Here is a 17436-nt window from a genome sequence, read left to right as displayed (position 1 = left end):
CCGCCATTAACAGAAGCCTGTGCCAAGACACAGGCCACGTAGAAGGACAAGCATGTTTACATTCCTGCTGAAACGGTTCTATCAGGCCGTGATAGTGATGTTCGTCATCAGCCTGGTCGCCTTCTCCATCCAGGACAACCTGGGGGATCCGCTGCGCGAGCTGGTGGGACAATCCGTCTCCGAGTCCGTGCGCCAGGAGCTGCGCGACAAGATGGGACTCAATGATCCCTTCCTCGTGAAATACAGCCGCTTCTTGAAGAACGCGGTACACGGGGATCTGGGCACTTCCTATTTCTTCAAGCGACCAGCCCTCGAGGTTATCCTCGACAAGCTGGTGGCTACCCTTGAGCTGGTGTTTGCCGCCGCGCTCATCATCGTCGTGGTCTCCATTCCGCTGGGGGTTTATTCGGCGATAAGACCGCGCAGCATCCTCACCAAGCTCATCATGGCGGTGAGCAGCATCGGCATATCGATCCCGGTCTTCCTGACCGCCATCATGCTGATGTACCTCTTCTCCATCCAGCTGGGCTGGCTGCCGGCCTATGGCCGTGGCGAGACCTACAACCTGCTGGGCTGGGAGTCGGGCTTCTTCACCTGGGACGGAATCCTGCACCTGGTGCTGCCTGCGGTCTCCCTCTCCTCCATCATGCTGCCGCTGTTCATCCGGCTGGTGCGCTCGGAGATGCTGGAGCAGCTCTCCTCCGAGTACGTCAAGTTTGCCCGTGCCAAGGGGCTGGACAACAACAAGGTCTACTACCAGCACGCCCTGAAGAACACCATGCTGCCGGTCATCACGGTGGGCGGTGTGCAGATCGGGACCATGGTGGCCTACACCATCCTGACCGAAAGCGTGTTCCAGTGGCCGGGGACAGGCTTCCTCTTCCTTGAGGCGATCCACCGGGTCGATACGCCGCTGATCACCGCCTACGTCATCTTCGTCGGCCTCATTTTCGTGGTGACCAATACCCTGGTCGACCTGCTCTACGGGTTGATCAACCCGACCGTCAACCTGACCGCCAAGGGGTAACAGATGACTAACGCTGTAACTGCAAGCCCAAGCCGTTGGGCACGCTTCAAAAATTCCGACATCGTCTACTATTTCCTGCGGGACAAGGTAGCCATGTTCAGCTTTGCGGTGTTTGTGGTCTTCGTGCTGGCGGCTCTGCTGGCACCCTGGATCGCACCGCACAACGTCTATGACCAGACCAGCTTCGATCTGATGGATGCGGAGCTGCCCCCCTCCTGGCTGGAAGGGGGCGAGGCCCGCTTCTGGCTCGGGACCGACAACCAGGGACGCGACATCTGGAGCACCATCCTCTATGGTGCCCGCATCTCGCTGACCATTGGTCTGTTCGCGGTGGGGCTGCAGCTGGTGCTCGGTATCGTCATCGGTCTGATGGCCGGGTACTTCGGTGGTCGCATCGACAACCTGCTGATGCGCTTTGCCGATGTGCAGCTGTCGTTCTCCACCATGATGGTGGCGATCATCATCTCCGCCATCTTCCAGGCGACCTTTGGCTCCGAGTTCTACTCGAAGTTCGCCATCCTGATGCTGGTGGTGATCATCGGTATCGCCGAGTGGCCCCAGTATGCCCGGACGGTGCGCGCCTCCGTGCTGGCGGAGAAGAAGAAGGAGTATGTGGAAGCGGCTCAGGTGATGGGGTTCCGCGCCCCGCGCATCATGTTCCGCCACATTCTGCCGAACTGCCTGTCCCCCATCCTGGTCATCTCCACCGTGCAGGTGGCGAACGCCATCATGAGCGAGGCGGCCCTCTCCTTCCTGGGTCTGGGGATGCCGGTTGATCAACCGTCCCTGGGGTCGCTCATCAGCGTGGGCTTCAACTACATCTTCTCCGGATCCTGGTGGATCACCGCCTTCCCGGGCCTCTGCCTGGTGGTGCTGGTGCTGGTGATCAACCTGCTGGGTGACTGGCTGCGGGATGTGTTCAACCCGAAGATCTACAAGGGCTGATAAACCTCTCCACGAACTGGCTGCGAGGCCGTGATCAAGGTTCATGTGCTGCTCGCTTATGTGGAATCAAGGAGTGCTCACGTATGTCTCGGTTCCTGAGCGGCTTGTAACCTTGTTGACGGCCTTCTCGTGACAGGGCGTGAGCAGGGTTGGTCTGGCACAGTGAATAACAAAAAAGGGCGCCATCAGGCGCCCTTTTTATTGCTTGCGATAACCCTTGTCAGGCCTGCAGCCAGCTCTCGATGCGGGTCTGAATGCCCACGCTGTCCAGCCCCAGCAGGGCGTAGATCTCATCCTGGGTGCCCTGCTCGATGAAGCGATCCGGCAGGCCGAGGTTGAGCACGGGTTTGCACTGCTTGCTGCCCATCAGCAGCTCGTTCACCGCAGAGCCTGCACCGCCCATGACGGCGTTGTCCTCGAGGGTGACGAACTGATCGTGGGAGGCGGCCAGAGAGAGCACCAGCGCCTCGTCCATGGGTTTGACGAAGCGCATGTCCACCAGGGTGGCATCGAGCGCCTCTGCGGCTGCTCTGGCCTGTTGCAGCAGGGTGCCGAACGCCAGGATGGCGGTCCCCTTGCCCTCACGAACGACACGTCCCTTGCCGAGGGGCAGGGCCTGCATCTCGCTCTCGGCCTGGATACCGGTGCCGCTGCCACGAGGGTAGCGCACCGCCGCTGGCCCGTTGCACAGATAGCCGGTGTAGAGCATCTGGCGGCACTCGTTCTCGTCGGACGGGGTCATCACCACCATGTTGGGCACGGTGCGCAGGAAGCTGATGTCGAACGCCCCCTGATGGGTCGGGCCGTCGGCCCCCACCAGACCGGCCCGGTCGATGGCGAACAGCACCGGCAGGTTCTGCAGCGCCACGTCGTGGATCAGCTGGTCATAGGCCCGCTGCAGGAAGCTCGAATAGATGGCGACCACGGGTTTCTGGTCGGCGATGGCGAGACCGGCGGCGAAGGTGACCGCATGTTGCTCGGCGATGGCCACGTCGAAGTAGCGATCCGGATATTGCTGGCTGAATTTCACCAGACCGGAGCCTTCGCGCATGGCGGGGGTGATGCCGACCACGCGCTCGTCCTTGGCGGCGATATCGCACAGCCACTGACCGAAGATGGCGGAGAAGGTGGGTTTGCCACCGGCGCTCTTGGGCAGGGCACAGTCATCCGGGTTGAATTTGGGGACGGCGTGATAGCCAATGGGATCTTTTTCCGCCGGCTCGTAGCCCTTGCCCTTCTTGGTCTTGACGTGCAGCAGCTGGGGACCCTTGAGATTGCGCATGTTGCGCAGGGTTTCGACCAGGGCATGGATGTCGTGACCGTCGATGGGGCCGATGTAGTTGAAGCCGAACTCCTCGAACAGGGTGCCCGGTACCACCATGCCCTTGAGGTGCTCCTCGGCCCGCTTGGCGAGCTCCTTGACCGGCGGCAGCCCCGCCAGCACCTTCTTGCCACCCTCGCGAATGGTGGTGTAGAGCTTGCCGGACATCAGCCTGGCAAGGTGATTGTTCAGGGCCCCCACGTTCTCGGAGATGGACATCTCGTTGTCGTTGAGCACCACCAGCATGTCCTTGTGGACGTCGCCGGCGTGATTGAGGGCCTCGAAGGCCATGCCGGCGGTGATGGCGCCATCACCGATGACCGCGACCACCTTGCGGCCAAGCCCTTCGCTCTCGGCCGCCACCGCCATGCCGAGCGCCGCCCCGATGGAGGTGCTGGAGTGGCCCACGCTGAGCACGTCGTACTCGCTCTCTTCCCGCCAGGGGAAGGGGTGCAGGCCATCTTTCTGGCGAATGGTGTGAATGCGCTCCCGTCGTCCGGTCAGGATCTTGTGGGGATAGGCCTGGTGGCCCACGTCCCACACCAGCCGATCGAAGGGGGTGTTGTAAACATAGTGCAGGGCGACCGTCAGCTCGACGGTGCCAAGGCCGGAGGCGAAGTGGCCGCTGGAGCGGCTCACCGAGCGCAGCAGATACTCGCGCAGCTCGTTGCACACCACGGGCAGCCGCTCGAAGGGGAGGGATCGCAAATCGACCGGCGTGTCCGCGAGGGCCAGGTTGGGGAAATCGCTAATATCAACGCTCATATTGTTACTGTTATCCAGCGTTTAGTGGGTTCGCTCGATGATGTAATCGGCAAACGCTTCCAGAATGTCGGTATTGTAGGGCAAGGATTGCAGGGCTGTTAAGGCCTTGTCATGCAGTTCGCGAGCCAGCTCACGGGCATTGTCGAGTCCGAGCAGGGCCGGATAGGTACTCTTTTCCAGCGCCAGATCCGAGCCTTGCGGCTTGCCCAGGGTGGCGGTATCGCCCGTGATGTCGAGGATGTCGTCCTGCACCTGGAAGGCGAGTCCGATGGCGGCGGCATAGGTTTGCAGGGCGGTGAGGGTGGCGGGTTCCACGTCAGCCTTGCACAGGGCGCCGAGGGTCACGGCGCACTCGATGAGGGCCCCGGTCTTGTGGCGGTGCACCTGCTCCAGCTCGGCGAGGCTGATCCGGCGCCCTTCGGCGTCCAGATCCAGTGCCTGACCGCCGCACATGCCGAGATAGCCGGACGCGCGGGCCAGGGCACTCAGCATCCGCACCCGGTTGGCCATCAATGTATCGGGCATGGGGTGGTCGGCCAGAATGGAAAACGCCAGGGTCTGCAGGGCATCGCCCGCCAGGATGGCTGTGCCTTCATCGAAGGCCTTGTGTACGGTGGGCTGACCACGACGCAGGTCGTCGTCGTCCATGGCGGGCAAGTCGTCGTGCAGGAGGGAGTATGCGTGAATGCACTCCACGGCGGCGGCGGGGCCATCCAGCAGTTCGCTCTTGACGCCCAGCATCTCGCCAACGGCATAGACCAGGAAGGGGCGCACCCGTTTTCCACCGAGCAGCAGGCCGTATTTCATCGCGTCCCGCAAACGTGGCGCCATGGCGGGCAGGGCGTCAAGCTGTGCCGAGAGGCAATCGTCGATGCGGCGCCGATGCAGGCGGGAGAAATCGTCCAGGGTCACTCACTCCTCTCCTTGTTCTGCTCGAAAGGGGACCGCTTGCTCGCTGCCATCGGCCTGGGTCAGGAGGATCTGGATCTTCTGTTCGGCCTGTTCCAGCTTCTGCTGGCCGGCACGCACCAGATGGATGCCCTGTTCGAATTGTTTGAGTGCCTCCTCGAGGGGGAGCGAGCCCTGTTCGAGTTGATGCACTATGGTTTCCAGCTCTTCCAGGGTGGCATCAAAACTCAGACGGTCGATTTTTTTACTGGCCATGTCCATCCTCGGGGATTGAAAAAAACGGCTCATCTTAACATCGACCGGCCACAGGGGGGAGGCAGAAAAACGCGGCGTCCTCAAACTATCCTGACCCTGGCCGATAAGAACGGGCATGCAACCACGCATTGCCGATCGGCGATTGCGGTGTACCGGGCTTGCTGCCGGGGACGCAATAGCAGAAAATTCAACGCAATATAATGAGACGGCACGTTCGGCGACAGGAGTAGGGATGTGGATTTAGGGAGTCTGATAGGCTTGGTGCTGGGGTTCGGGGTCGTGGTGTACGGCATGTTGCTGGGCGGCCCCATGAGCATGTATGTGGACATGCCATCGGTCTACATCACCATACTGGGGTCCGTGTTCATCTGCATGATGAAATTCAACCTCGGTCAGTTTCTGATGGCCTTCAAGGTCGCGGGCAAGGCCTTCATGTACAAGGGGGACAAGCTCGACGATCTCATCACCAAGGCGGTGGAACTGGCGGATGCGGCCCGCAAGGGGGGCTTTCTGGCCCTGGAGGCGGCAGAGATCCCCAATACCTTCATGAAGAAGGGCATCGACATGCTGGTGGACGGCCATGACGCGGACGTGGTGCGGGCCGTGATGGAAAAAGACATAGAACTGACCTCTGAGCGCCACGTCATCGCCGTCAAGGTGTTCCGCTCCCTCGGTGATCTCGGTCCGGCCATGGGCATGATCGGTACCCTGGTGGGGTTGGTGGCCATGCTGGCCAACATGAGCGACCCCAAATCCATCGGGCCGGCCATGGCGGTGGCCTTGCTGACGACCCTGTATGGCGCCATCGAAGCCAACATGATTGCCATCCCCATCGCGGACAAGCTGGAACTGCGCAGCGGCGAGGAACAGTTGAGCCGCACCCTGATCCTCGACGCCATCATGGGGATCCAGGATGGACAGAACCCGAGGGTGATCCAGGCCATGTTGCAGAACTACCTGAATCAGTCCAAACGCAACAACGGGACCGAATAGGAGCGCACAGATGGCAAAGTGCAAGTGCCCGCCTCCCGGATTGCCCGGTTACATGGGAACCTTCGCGGATCTCATGTCCCTGCTGATGTGCTTCTTCGTGCTCTTGCTCTCCTTTGCCGAGATGGATGTGCAGAAGTTCAAGCAGATCGCCGGTTCCATGGAGAAGGCGTTCGGGGTGCAGAACATCCTGGAGGTCAAGGATATCCCCAAGGGAACCTCCGTCATCGCCCAGGAGTTTCGTCCTGGTCGCCCCGAGCCGACGCCTATTGACACCATCATGCAGCAGACCATCGACATGACCCAGACCGAGCTGGATTTCCAGCCTGGGGATGCGGACAAGGCGGGTGGACATGACAAGACCGAAGGCCAGCAGAGCGGTGGCGATACCGCCCAGGAAGCCCAGAAGGCGCAGGAACAGTCCAACACCCTGGCCAAGGCTCTGGCGGAGCAGATGCAGGCCCAGATCCAGGATGGGGCCATCGAGATAGAGGCGCTGGGCCAGCAGATCATCATTCGCATTCGCGAGAAAGCGGCGTTCCCGGCGGGATCCGCCTTCCTGCAACCCCAGTTCTGGCCGGTGATCCGCAAGGTGGCTGCGCTGCTCAAGGATGTGCCGGGGGAGATCACCGTCTCCGGCCACACCGACAATGTGGCCACCGAGGACGAGTTGTTCCAGTCCAACTGGGAGCTTTCATCCCAGCGGGCGGTGGCGGTTGCCCACCAGATGATCAAGGTGCCCGGTTTTGACGGCAATCGTCTGGTGGTGCAAGGGATGGCGGATTCCCAGCCGCTGGTGCCCAACAACAGCCCGGAGAATCGGCGCATGAACCGACGTGTCGAGATCGCCATCATGCAGGGCAAACCGACGGTGTCGGCTCCGCTTGGCGTCTCGGAATCCAAGTAACGCTGGCCCAAAGCGGGATCCCGCTCGCAGGGGCTGACATGGATTTTGTGGCGGCTTCATATTAAGATGCCCCATCCGAACCGACAGCTGCGGCTCTCTTTTGATTGCCGCAGCTTCTCTTTATAAAGCAACCCAGGTTTCGACTATGAATCATACTCCGATGACTGTTCGCGGCGCTGAAAAGCTGCGTCAAGAGCTCGATTATCTCAAGACCGAGCTGCGTCCCCAGATTATCGAAGCGATTGCTGATGCCCGTGAACATGGCGATCTGAAAGAAAATGCCGAATACCATGCCGCCCGCGAGCAGCAGGGTTTCTGTGAAGGCCGCATTCAGGAAATCGAAGGCAAGCTCTCCAATGCCCAGATTATCGATGTCACCAAGATTGCCAACAATGGCCGCGTCATCTTCGGCGCAACCGTGACCCTGCTCAAAAGTGAAACGGAAGAGGAAGTGGTCTACCGCATCGTGGGAGACGACGAGGCGGACATCAAGCAGAACATGATCTCCGTGAACTCCCCCATTGCCCGCGCCCTGATCGGCAAGGAAGTGGATGACGTTGCCATCGTCAAGACGCCGGGTGGCGATGTGGAGTACGAGATCCTGGAAGTTGCCTATCTCTGATTGAACGGCGGGGAAAGAGACAGGGGAGCCGGGCTCCCCTGTTGTCTTTAGTCACCCTGATAGGCCTGGACGAAGGCGTCCTGGTGGCGCTGGAAGAGCCAGTCCCGCAATTGTTCCTGATCCTCCTTGCCCAGTCGGAACTGGACGGCCCAGTCATGGTGATGTTGATTGGCATCCACGTGCCTGATGAGGGTGCCTGTCATGGCCAGGGGAGGGAGATCCTCGATGCGAAGGTATCCGCCAAGTGGATCTCCCTTGGCAGAGGAGTCCGGCAAGCCGGCCACGATGAGACCGCCAAGGGAGAGGCTGTATACCTCGTACTCCGCGTCTTCGGTGCAGAGCACGGCCTTTTCGTCGAGTCGCCAGGCGCGCAGATGGGGCGAACCCAGCTCGGTAATGGTCGGCGCGGCGATGCGCAGCTCGGTGTGGCCCTCCTCTGCCTGGGTGCAGTGGAGCGGGAAACGCAATTGGTAGCCGGCGATGCGGGCTTCGAGTGTCAGAGGCTTGGCTCGCTGCAACAGGCTTTGGAGAGGAAGGGGCAGGGTGCCGCGCAGGTATTGGCTGGTGGCAATGTCTTCATCGTTTCCCAGGTCCCGCAGCATGGCCAGTTCTTCATCGGTGAGGAGCTGATGCTTGTCCATAGTGGGTGTCCGCGACTATTCATCGCAGGTTAAGGGCCTGACCACTATTTTGGCAAGCGACTTGGGAAGAAGGGAAATGAAGGAAAGAGCGAATGCTCTTTCCTGTTACTTGCGCGGCAACTGGATCTTGGGCTCTTTGGCCTGACGGTAGATGGTCAGTACATGGCCCATGCTCTGTACCTTGATGGCGCCGGTCTCGCGAACGATGGCATCCATCACCAGCTGTTTCATCTCACGATCTTCAGACGCAACCTTAACCTTGATCAGCTCATGGTGGTTCAGGGCCAGATCGATCTCGGCCAGCACCCCTTCGGTCAGACCGTGTTGTCCCAGCAGGACGACCGGCTTCAGACTGTGGGCCAGGCCCTTGAGATACTGTTTCTGTTTATTGTTGAGAATCATGGCAATTTCTTCATAAGTCAGGGTTGAAAGGGGCGTATTCTACCCCCACTTAGCCCTTAATACTAATAACCCTTGTGGTTTTTTAAAGTCGACAATCATGACCCAGAAAAAACGTTCCCCCAGTTCAACCCGCTGGTTAAAAGAACATTTCGACGACCAATACGTCAAGAAAGCCCAGAAGTTGGGACTGCGCTCTCGCGCCGTTTTCAAGATCGACGAGATCCAGGGCAAAGACAGGCTGCTCAAGCCGGGGATGACGGTAGTGGACCTGGGGGCTGCTCCCGGTGGCTGGTCCCAATTTGCCATCGACCAGGTCGGTGACAAGGGGCGCGTCATTGCATGCGATATTTTGCCGATGGATTCCATTGCCGGTGTCGATTTCCTGCAAGGGGACTTTCGGGAGGAAACTGTACTCGGCGCCTTGCTGGAGCGAGTCGGCCCCGACAAGGTGGACGTCGTCATGTCCGACATGGCGCCCAACATGAGCGGTACCCAGCAGGTGGATCAGGCCCGTGCCATGTACCTGGTGGAACTGGCGCTGGACATGTGCAATCAGGTCCTGAGCAGTAATGGCAGTTTTGTAGTCAAGGTGTTCCAGGGGGAAGGGTTTGATGCCTATCTCAATGAAATACGTAGACTTTTCTCTGTCGTCAAGATTCGAAAACCAGACTCGTCCCGTGCCCGTTCACGAGAAGTCTACATTGTGGCTACCGGTTTTAAACTGTAGTACCCTAACCCTCATCGTTAACTGTCAGTCTGCGAGGTCATTGATTTGAGTGACATGGCGAAAAACCTAATCCTGTGGCTGGTCATCGCCGTCGTGCTGATGTCGGTGTTCAATAGCTTCAGCCCCAGCGATACCACCAGTCGCCAGCTGGACTATTCCAGCTTCGTGAAAGAAGTGACCCAGGAGCAGATCCGTGAAGTGCGGATGGATGGCAAGGTCATCAATGGCGTCAAGCGCACCGGTGAACGTTTCACCACCATCATTCCTGCGCCGGATCCCCAACTGCTCAACGACATGCTCAACCATAACGTCAAAGTGATGGGTGAGAAGCCGGAAGAACCGTCCCTGATCACGTCCATCTTCATCTCCTGGTTCCCGATGCTGTTGCTGATCGGCGTCTGGGTCTTCTTCATGCGTCAGATGCAGGGCGGTGGCGGCAAGGGTGCCATGTCGTTCGGCAAGAGCAAGGCTCGCCTGATGAGCGAAGATCAGATCAAGACTACCTTCGCCGACGTAGCCGGTTGTGACGAGGCAAAGGAAGAGGTCAAGGAGCTGGTCGACTATCTGCGTGACCCGACCAAATTCCAGAAGCTGGGTGGCAAGATCCCGACCGGCGTCCTGCTGGTAGGTCCTCCTGGTACCGGTAAGACCCTGCTGGCCAAAGCCATTGCAGGCGAGGCCAAGGTGCCGTTCTTCACCATTTCAGGTTCGGACTTCGTGGAAATGTTCGTGGGTGTCGGTGCCTCCCGGGTGCGTGACATGTTCGAACAGGCCAAGAAATCCTCCCCCTGCATTATCTTCATTGATGAGATCGATGCGGTCGGTCGCCAGCGTGGCGCCGGTCTGGGTGGTGGTCACGATGAACGTGAGCAGACCCTGAACCAGATGCTGGTTGAAATGGATGGTTTTGAAGGCAACGAAGGCATCATCGTCATCGCCGCCACCAACCGTCCCGACGTACTGGATCCTGCGCTGCTGCGTCCGGGTCGTTTCGACCGCCAGGTCGTGGTCGGCTTGCCGGATGTTCGCGGTCGTGAGCAGATCCTGAAAGTGCACATGCGCAAGGTACCGCTGGCGGATGACGTCAATCCGGCGCTGATTGCCCGTGGTACCCCTGGTTTCTCCGGTGCCGATCTGGCCAACCTGGTGAACGAGGCTGCCCTCTTCTCTGCTCGCGAGAGCCGCCGAGTGGTCTCCATGCTGGAGTTCGAAAAGGCGAAGGACAAGATCATGATGGGGGCGGAACGTCGCTCCATGGTGATGAAAGAGTCCGAGAAGGAGATGACGGCCTATCACGAAGCGGGTCACGCCATTATTGGTCGCGTGGTGCCGGATCATGATCCTGTCTACAAGGTCTCCATCATTCCGCGCGGCCGTGCGCTGGGTGTGACCATGTACCTGCCAGAACAGGACCGCTGGAGCCACTCCAAGCAGCATCTGGAGTCCATGATCTCCAGCCTGTATGGCGGTCGTCTGGCGGAAGAGCTGATCTACGGTGCCGAGAAGGTATCGACCGGTGCATCCAACGACATCGAACGTGCCACCGACATCGCCCGCAAGATGGTGACCCAGTGGGGCATGTCCGAGCGTCTCGGCCCCATGCTTTACGCAGAAGAGGACGGTGAAGTCTTCCTCGGCCGCAGCATGGCCAAGGCCAAGCACATGTCTGACGATACCGCCCGCATCATCGATGCAGAGGTCAAGCAGGTCATCGATCGCAACTACGATCGTGCCAAGCAGATCCTGCTGGACAACATGGATGTGCTGCACACCATGAAAGATGCATTGATGAAGTACGAGACCATCGATGCCAAGCAGATCGATGATCTGATGGCGCGTCGCGAGGTCCGTGCTCCCAGCAACTGGCATGATGAGCACGGTGACACCCCGCAAGGTGGTGCCAGCGTGAACAACGGGCCGGAGGCCAAGGCGCCGGCTGAAGAGGGCAATGCACCTCTGAGTGACATCGACAAGGCGAACGATGTCCCGGCCAAATAAGTTGCCATGATACAAACCCCGGGCTTGCCCGGGGTTTTTCTTTGCACGAAGAGTTTGCCGCTCTTGTTGGAGGTAGTTGAAGCAATGCAGTTAATCAGCAAGGGACGTACCCTTTCTCTCGACCGTCCCCATGTCATGGGCATTCTCAATGTGACGCCGGACTCCTTTTCAGATGGTGGCCGCTTCAAGCAGATCGATCTGGCGTTGGGTCATGCCCGCGACATGGTGGCCGATGGGGCCACCCTTATCGATATAGGTGGCGAGTCGACCCGCCCGGGCGCCCCCGACGTGAGCGAGCAGGAGGAGCTGGACAGGGTCATCCCCGTGGTGGAGCGCATGGTCTCCGAGCTGGATGTGATGATCTCCCTCGATACCTCCAAGGCGATTGTCATGCGGGAGGGTTGTGCTGCTGGTGGTCACCTCATCAATGATGTCCGCGCCCTGCAAGAGCCGGGAGCGCTGGGCGCGGCGGCCGAGGCTGGCGTACCGGTATGCCTCATGCACATGCAGGGGCAGCCCCGTACCATGCAGGTGGAGCCGCACTATGACGATCTGGTGGGGGAGGTGAGAGCCTTCTTTGACGAGCGGATTGCCGCTTGTCTGGGGGCCGGTATCCCGCGTGAGCATCTGGTACTGGATCCAGGCTATGGCTTTGGCAAGACGCTGGTGCACAACTATCAGCTGCTGGCCCAGCAGGCGTCACTGCTCGATTACCAACTTCCGCTCTTGGTGGGCATGTCACGAAAGTCTATGATAGGCAACCTGCTTGACCGCCTGGTAGACGAGCGGTTGGCTGGTAGTCTGGCCTGTGCCCTGATCGGGTTGCAACATGGCGCCAGGATCATCCGGGTGCACGACGTGCGGGCCACCATGGATGTCTTGCGTACAGGCTGGATGACCATGACGGGACAAGATTTCATATCCAAATAGAAAAACGAGAAACAGACAATGACCAGAAAGTACTTCGGCACCGACGGCGTGCGCGGCAAGGTGGGTGAATACCCAATCACCCCGGATTTCGTCATGAAACTGGGCTGGGCCGCCGGCAAGGTGCTCTCCAAGAAAGGGACCAAGAAGGTGCTGATCGGCAAGGATACCCGTATCTCCGGTTATATGCTGGAGTCGGCACTGGAGGCGGGGCTCTCCGCCGCCGGTCTCAAAGCCATACTGATGGGACCCATGCCCACCCCGGCGGTTGCCTACCTGACTCGCACCTTCCGTGCCGAAGCCGGCATCGTCATCAGTGCATCCCACAACCCCTATTACGACAACGGCATCAAGTTCTTCTCCGCCGACGGCACCAAGCTGCCCGATGATGTCGAGCTGGCCATCGAAGCCGAGCTCGACAACGAACTCAAGTGTGTAGAGTCCGCGGAGCTTGGCAAGGCGCAGCGCATCGATGATGCGGCTGGTCGCTACATCGAATTCTGCAAGAGCACCTTCCCCTCCAATCTGAGCCTGGAAGGGCTGAAAATGGTGGTGGATTGCGGTCATGGTGCCACCTACCATATCGCCCCTTCCGTCTTCCGCGAGCTGGGTGCCGAAGTCATCGCCATCGGCTGCAGCCCGGATGGGCTCAACATCAATGACGGTGTCGGTTCCACCGCACCGGAGGCGCTGGCCGCCAAGGTCCAGGAATGCAAGGCAGATCTCGGCGTCGCCTTCGACGGTGACGGCGACCGTCTGGTGATGGTGGACAGCACTGGTTACATCATCGACGGGGATGAGATCCTCTACATCATCGCCCGGGATGCCCTGCGCCATGGCCGTCTCAAGGGCGGTGTGGTGGGCACCCTGATGGCCAACATGGGGCTGGAGCTGGCGCTTCAGACCCTGGGCATCCCCTTTGCCCGTGCCAAGGTAGGTGACCGCTACGTGCTTGAAATGATGAACGAGAAGGGCTGGCGCATCGGCGGCGAAAACTCCGGTCACATCATCTGCCTGGATCAGACCACCACGGGGGATGGTATCGTCGCCGCCCTGCAGGTGCTGACGGCCATGCGCAGTGCCGAGATGCCGCTGGCCAAATTGCGTTCGGGCATGAGCAAGTTCCCGCAAGTGCTGGTCAATGTGCGCTTCGCCGAAGGCAAGGATCCGCTGACCTCCAGTGCCGTTCAGCAGGAAGTGGCGGCAGTGGAGCTGGAACTGGCCGGCCGTGGCCGGGTGCTGTTGCGCAAATCCGGCACCGAGCCCCTGATCCGGGTCATGGTCGAAGGTGAACACGAACAGCAGGTGCGCGATATGGCAGAGCGCATCGCCAAACAGGTCGAATCGGCGTTTTAATGAACAGCCAAGGCGGCTTTTTAGTCGCCTTGGTTGTATCTTGTTCAAACGATTCGAAAATTTGAAAATAGCACTTGTCAGCTGAGCATCCTCTGGATATTATCAGCCCCGCTTTCGCAAGGGAGTTGCCGATGGGACATCGCAAGCCGTTTGTAGCAGCCAACTGGAAGTTACACGGTAGTAGGTCGCAGTTAGAGCAGTTTACGAGTCAATGCACAGAGCGCATTGATGAAGACGTAGATGTGGTCTTGTGTCCATCCCATGTGCATCTCGGTTTCACGGCCGAACTGCTCGGTGAGCAGGGAAGAGTGAAGCTGGGGGCTCAGAACGTGAGCCAGCACAGACAGGGCGCTTATACGGGTGAAATCTCGTGTGAGATGCTGGTCGAGGCAGGTTGCCGATATGTACTTGTTGGCCACTCCGAGCGCAGGCGTCTCTTTGGTGAGACCAGTTTTATCGTCGCAGAGAAGTTTGCGGCAGTCAGAGCAGCAGGTCTGATACCCATACTTTGTCTGGGTGAGTCAGGAGCAGCGAGGCAGGCAAGAAGAACCTTCGAGGTGATTGCCGAGGAACTGGACATCGTCATAGAGAAAAATGGCGCGATGGCTTTCGATAATGCTATCATCGCCTACGAGCCAATCTGGGCTGTAGGTACAGGTAAATGCGCCACACCCGAGCAGGCACAAGAGGTTCATTCCTTTATTCGCGGTCGCTTGGCGGAGGATACTCCGGTAATAGGTGAGAAAGTCAGAATCATCTATGGTGGGAGCGTGACACCGGCCAATGCACAAGATTTGTTTGCGCAGTCCGATATTGATGGCGGTCTGATAGGCAGGGCAAGTCTTGATGGCGAGGCGTTTTTAGGAATAGTTGAAGCGGCAAAGGGTGCAAGTTAAATGTACGAGATTCTTTTGGTCGTTTATCTGCTGGTATCGCTGGCTCTGATTGGTCTGGTGATGATTCAGCAAGGTAAAGGGGCTGATATGGGCGCCTCCTTTGGCGCAGGGGCATCGAATACTGTGTTCGGCTCCGGTGGTTCAGGCAGTTTCCTGACCCGCACAACAGCGATTTTGGCTACTCTGTTTTTCTTGATTAGTCTGGTTCTGGGTTCCATGTCCAGCAACAAGGTCAAACAGGGTAGTGAATGGGAAAATCTGCAACAGACTCAACAAGTTGAGCAGAGCAAAGCGCCAGTGAAGAAAGATACTGACGTTCCCGAATAAGAGTTTTGCCGTGGTGGTGGAATTGGTAGACACGCTATCTTGAGGGGGTAGTGCTCTAGGGTGTGCGGGTTCGAGTCCCGCCCACGGCACCAATTAAGCAGTGAACCCGGGTAACCGGGATGTTATAGCCACTGAGTCTTGTCTCACGAGAGTGAAGTAGCTATAATCTCGCACGATTTCGGACGCGGGGTGGAGCAGCATGGTAGCTCGTCGGGCTCATAACCCGAAGGTCGTCGGTTCAAATCCGGCCCCCGCAACCAAATTTCACGCATTTCCTACGCTCAGGAAGGCGGTCGCTGCGAGGCGACAATCAGGGTAAAGCGCCAAGCCCCGATTTGACATCGGGGCTTTTTGTTATGTGCAATTTACTCTGAATCTATTTCTATCTGGGCTATATGCCCTTTTTTCGTTTTTCGGAGGGTGACTTTGGCTACGTTGGAACAACGTTTGACCGATCTGCTCGAGGCTCCGGTCGTTGCCTTGGGTTTTGAACTGTGGGGTATCGAGTTTATCCGTGCGGGTAAGCACTCGACCCTGCGCGTTTTCATCGACTCGGAGCAAGGCGTGACGGTGGAAGACTGTGCCGAGGTGAGCCGCCAGGTCGGCGCCATCATGGATGTCGAAGATCCCATCACCGAGGAGTACTACCTTGAGGTGTCTTCCCCGGGTCTGGATCGTCCACTGTTCAAGGTCGCCCAGTTCGAAAAATACGTTGGCCAGGAGGCGGCGGTAACGCTTCGGATGGCAACAAACAACCGCCGCAAGTTCAAAGGCGTAATCAAAGCCGTGCAGGGGGACATGATCACTCTGACGGTAGATGGTAAGGACGAGGTGTTGGCTTTCACCAATATCCAAAAAGCGAACATAGTGCCGAACTTTGGTTAACGAGGCTATCGGATATGAATAAAGAGATTTTGCTGGTCGTTGACGCTGTGTCCAACGAGAAGGCTGTCCCCCGCGAGAAGATTTTCCAGGCTCTGGAGACTGCGCTGGCGACTGCGACCAAGAAAAAATACGAAGGCGAGATTGAAGTGCGTGTCGAGATCGATCGCAAGACCGGTGACTACGACACCTATCGCCGTTGGGTCGTGGTGGCCGATCAGGCTTCCATGGAGAACCCGTACGGGGAAATCACCCTCGAAGCCGCTCAGATCGAGCAGCCGGATATCCAGATCGGCGACTATGTTGAAGACCAGATTGACTCTGTGACCTTCGACCGTATCACCACCCAGACCGCCAAGCAGGTCATCGTGCAGAAAGTGCGCGAGGCTGAGCGTTCCCAAGTCGTTGACCAGTTCAAGGACAAGGAAGGCACCATCATCAGCGGCGTGGTCAAGAAGAGCAACCGCGACAACGTGATCCTGGATCTGGGCAGCAATGCCGAAGCCGTGATCTTCCGTGACGACATGCTGCCCCGTGAGACCTTCCGTCCCGGCGACCGTATCCGTGGCCTGCTCTACGCCGTGCGTCCGGAAGCCCGTGGTTCCCAGCTGTTCGTCAGCCGCTCCAGCCCGGACTTCCTGAAAGAGCTGTTCCGCATCGAAGTGCCGGAAATCGGCGAAGAGATGATCGAAATCATGGGCGCCGCCCGTGATCCGGGTTCCCGCGCCAAGATCGCGGTGAAGACCAACGATCGTCGTATTGACCCGATCGGTGCCTGTATCGGCATGCGTGGTGCCCGCGTTCAGGCCGTCTCCGCCGAGCTGAGCGGTGAGCGTGCCGACATCGTGCTGTACGATGACAACCCGGCCCAATACGTGATCAACGCCATGGCGCCAGCCGATGTGGCCTCCATCATCGTCGATGAAGACAACCACACCATGGACATCGCCGTGGAAGCCGCCAACCTGGCCCAGGCCATCGGCCGCAACGGTCAGAACGTGCGTCTGGCCTCCCAGCTGACTGGTTGGGAACTGAACGTGATGACCGTCGAGGACATGCGTGCCAAGCACCAGGCCGAGAACGATCGCATCATGAACCTGTTCACCAGCACCCTCGATATCGACGACGATTTCGCCGGCCTGCTGATGGAAGAGGGCTTCTCCACCCTGGAAGAGATCGCCTTCGTCCCGGTCAACGAGCTGCTGGCCATCGACGGTCTGGATGAAGACATGGTCGAAGAGCTGCGCAAGCGTGCCAAGGATGCCCTGACCACCAAGGCCCTGGCCAAAGAAGAATCCTTTGAAGGCGTCGAGCCTTCCGAAGAACTGCTCAATCTCTCCGGCCTCGGCCGTGAAATGGCCTATGCCCTGGCCGCTCGCGGTGTCGGCACCCTGGAAGATTTGGCAGAGCAAGGTATCGATGACCTTGCCGACATCGAAGAGTTGACCGCCGAGAAGGCTGGTGAGCTCATTATGGCTGCTCGCAATATCTGTTGGTTCGGAGAAGAGCAGTCTGAATAAGGTCAAACGGAGGAAAATG

The 17436-nt window shown here is 58.9% G+C and carries 18 protein-coding genes and 2 tRNA genes; 15 read left to right on the top strand and 5 right to left on the bottom strand.

The window, feature by feature from the left end:
- The first annotated feature begins 52 nt into the window (after positions 1–52).
- Positions 53–1027, top strand: coding sequence for an ABC transporter permease (locus H7R73_RS17660; RefSeq protein ID WP_042014465.1), 975 nt, complete (start codon positions 53–55; stop codon positions 1025–1027).
- 3 nt (positions 1028–1030) lie between these two features.
- Positions 1031–1972: an ABC transporter permease gene (locus H7R73_RS17655; RefSeq protein WP_029314771.1), complete on the top strand. Its 942-nt coding sequence runs from the start codon at positions 1031–1033 to the stop codon at positions 1970–1972.
- A 220-nt stretch (positions 1973–2192) separates the two neighbouring features.
- Here the strand turns inward: H7R73_RS17655 and dxs are convergent, their stop codons facing one another.
- From dxs to xseB, 3 genes are read right to left on the bottom strand one after another with little or no spacing between them, the layout of a single operon-like run.
- The gene (gene dxs, locus H7R73_RS17650) at positions 2193–4058 is read right to left on the bottom strand and encodes a 1-deoxy-D-xylulose-5-phosphate synthase (protein WP_103259666.1); all 1866 of its coding nucleotides are present in this window, start codon (positions 4056–4058) and stop codon (positions 2193–2195) included.
- 21 nt (positions 4059–4079) lie between these two features.
- Positions 4080–4970: a (2E,6E)-farnesyl diphosphate synthase gene (gene ispA / locus H7R73_RS17645; RefSeq protein WP_041215676.1), complete on the bottom strand. Its 891-nt coding sequence runs from the start codon at positions 4968–4970 to the stop codon at positions 4080–4082.
- Entirely contained in the window at positions 4971–5222 is a 252-nt protein-coding gene (gene xseB / locus H7R73_RS17640) for an exodeoxyribonuclease VII small subunit (RefSeq protein ID WP_010675381.1), read from the bottom strand.
- A gap of 234 nt (positions 5223–5456) precedes the next feature.
- Between xseB and pomA the strand changes: the two genes are divergently transcribed.
- From pomA to greA, 3 genes are all read left to right on the top strand, one after another.
- A complete protein-coding gene (gene pomA / locus H7R73_RS17635) occupies positions 5457–6215 on the top strand; it encodes a flagellar motor protein PomA (protein ID WP_103259667.1) in 759 nt (252 codons plus the stop codon).
- 10 nt (positions 6216–6225) lie between these two features.
- Positions 6226–7119, top strand: coding sequence for a flagellar motor protein MotB (locus H7R73_RS17630; protein WP_042878323.1), 894 nt, complete (start codon positions 6226–6228; stop codon positions 7117–7119).
- A 145-nt stretch (positions 7120–7264) separates the two neighbouring features.
- Positions 7265–7741, top strand: a complete 477-nt coding sequence (greA, locus tag H7R73_RS17625) for a transcription elongation factor GreA (RefSeq protein ID WP_010675378.1) — start codon at positions 7265–7267, stop codon at positions 7739–7741.
- A 47-nt stretch (positions 7742–7788) separates the two neighbouring features.
- Here the strand turns inward: greA and H7R73_RS17620 are convergent, their stop codons facing one another.
- Together H7R73_RS17620 and yhbY are read right to left on the bottom strand one after the other, a co-directional pair.
- On the bottom strand, positions 7789–8382 hold the full coding sequence (locus H7R73_RS17620; RefSeq protein ID WP_103259668.1) for a PilZ domain-containing protein: 594 nt from the start codon (positions 8380–8382) through the stop codon (positions 7789–7791).
- Positions 8383–8487: 105 nt separating this feature from the next.
- Positions 8488–8784 carry a ribosome assembly RNA-binding protein YhbY gene (yhbY, locus tag H7R73_RS17615; protein ID WP_010675376.1) on the bottom strand — a complete coding sequence of 99 codons (297 nt, stop codon included), beginning with the start codon at positions 8782–8784 and terminating at the stop codon, positions 8488–8490.
- A 97-nt stretch (positions 8785–8881) separates the two neighbouring features.
- Between yhbY and rlmE the strand changes: the two genes are divergently transcribed.
- The 10 genes from rlmE (at position 8882) to nusA (ending at position 17417) form a co-directional block, all read left to right on the top strand.
- Positions 8882–9511, top strand: coding sequence for a 23S rRNA (uridine(2552)-2'-O)-methyltransferase RlmE (gene rlmE, locus H7R73_RS17610; RefSeq protein ID WP_010675375.1), 630 nt, complete (start codon positions 8882–8884; stop codon positions 9509–9511).
- 45 nt (positions 9512–9556) lie between these two features.
- Complete coding sequence (ftsH, locus tag H7R73_RS17605; protein ID WP_042865085.1) at positions 9557–11509, top strand: ATP-dependent zinc metalloprotease FtsH; 1953 nt, start codon at positions 9557–9559, stop codon at positions 11507–11509.
- 84 nt (positions 11510–11593) lie between these two features.
- On the top strand, positions 11594–12439 hold the full coding sequence (gene folP / locus H7R73_RS17600) for a dihydropteroate synthase (RefSeq protein WP_103259669.1): 846 nt from the start codon (positions 11594–11596) through the stop codon (positions 12437–12439).
- A gap of 18 nt (positions 12440–12457) precedes the next feature.
- The gene (gene glmM, locus H7R73_RS17595) at positions 12458–13792 is read left to right on the top strand and encodes a phosphoglucosamine mutase (protein ID WP_042014473.1); all 1335 of its coding nucleotides are present in this window, start codon (positions 12458–12460) and stop codon (positions 13790–13792) included.
- 131 nt (positions 13793–13923) lie between these two features.
- The gene (gene tpiA / locus H7R73_RS17590; protein WP_048207072.1) at positions 13924–14688 is read left to right on the top strand and encodes a triose-phosphate isomerase; all 765 of its coding nucleotides are present in this window, start codon (positions 13924–13926) and stop codon (positions 14686–14688) included.
- Positions 14689–15015, top strand: a complete 327-nt coding sequence (gene secG, locus H7R73_RS17585; protein WP_010633113.1) for a preprotein translocase subunit SecG — start codon at positions 14689–14691, stop codon at positions 15013–15015. It begins immediately after the preceding gene.
- A gap of 7 nt (positions 15016–15022) precedes the next feature.
- Positions 15023–15107 (top strand) — tRNA-Leu (locus H7R73_RS17580).
- Positions 15108–15198: 91 nt separating this feature from the next.
- Positions 15199–15275, top strand: a tRNA-Met gene (locus tag H7R73_RS17575).
- A 166-nt stretch (positions 15276–15441) separates the two neighbouring features.
- Entirely contained in the window at positions 15442–15900 is a 459-nt protein-coding gene (gene rimP / locus H7R73_RS17570) for a ribosome maturation factor RimP (protein WP_010675370.1), read from the top strand.
- A 14-nt stretch (positions 15901–15914) separates the two neighbouring features.
- Positions 15915–17417 (top strand): transcription termination factor NusA, encoded by a 1503-nt coding sequence (gene nusA, locus H7R73_RS17565; protein WP_010675369.1) that lies wholly within the window; start codon positions 15915–15917, stop codon positions 17415–17417.
- Positions 17418–17436: the final 19 nt, after the last annotated feature.

The organism is Aeromonas sp. WP2-W18-CRE-05, assembly GCF_014168615.1.
Taxonomy (GTDB): domain Bacteria; phylum Pseudomonadota; class Gammaproteobacteria; order Enterobacterales; family Aeromonadaceae; genus Aeromonas; species Aeromonas caviae.
This window is presented reverse-complemented; position numbering and strand designations above follow the sequence as displayed.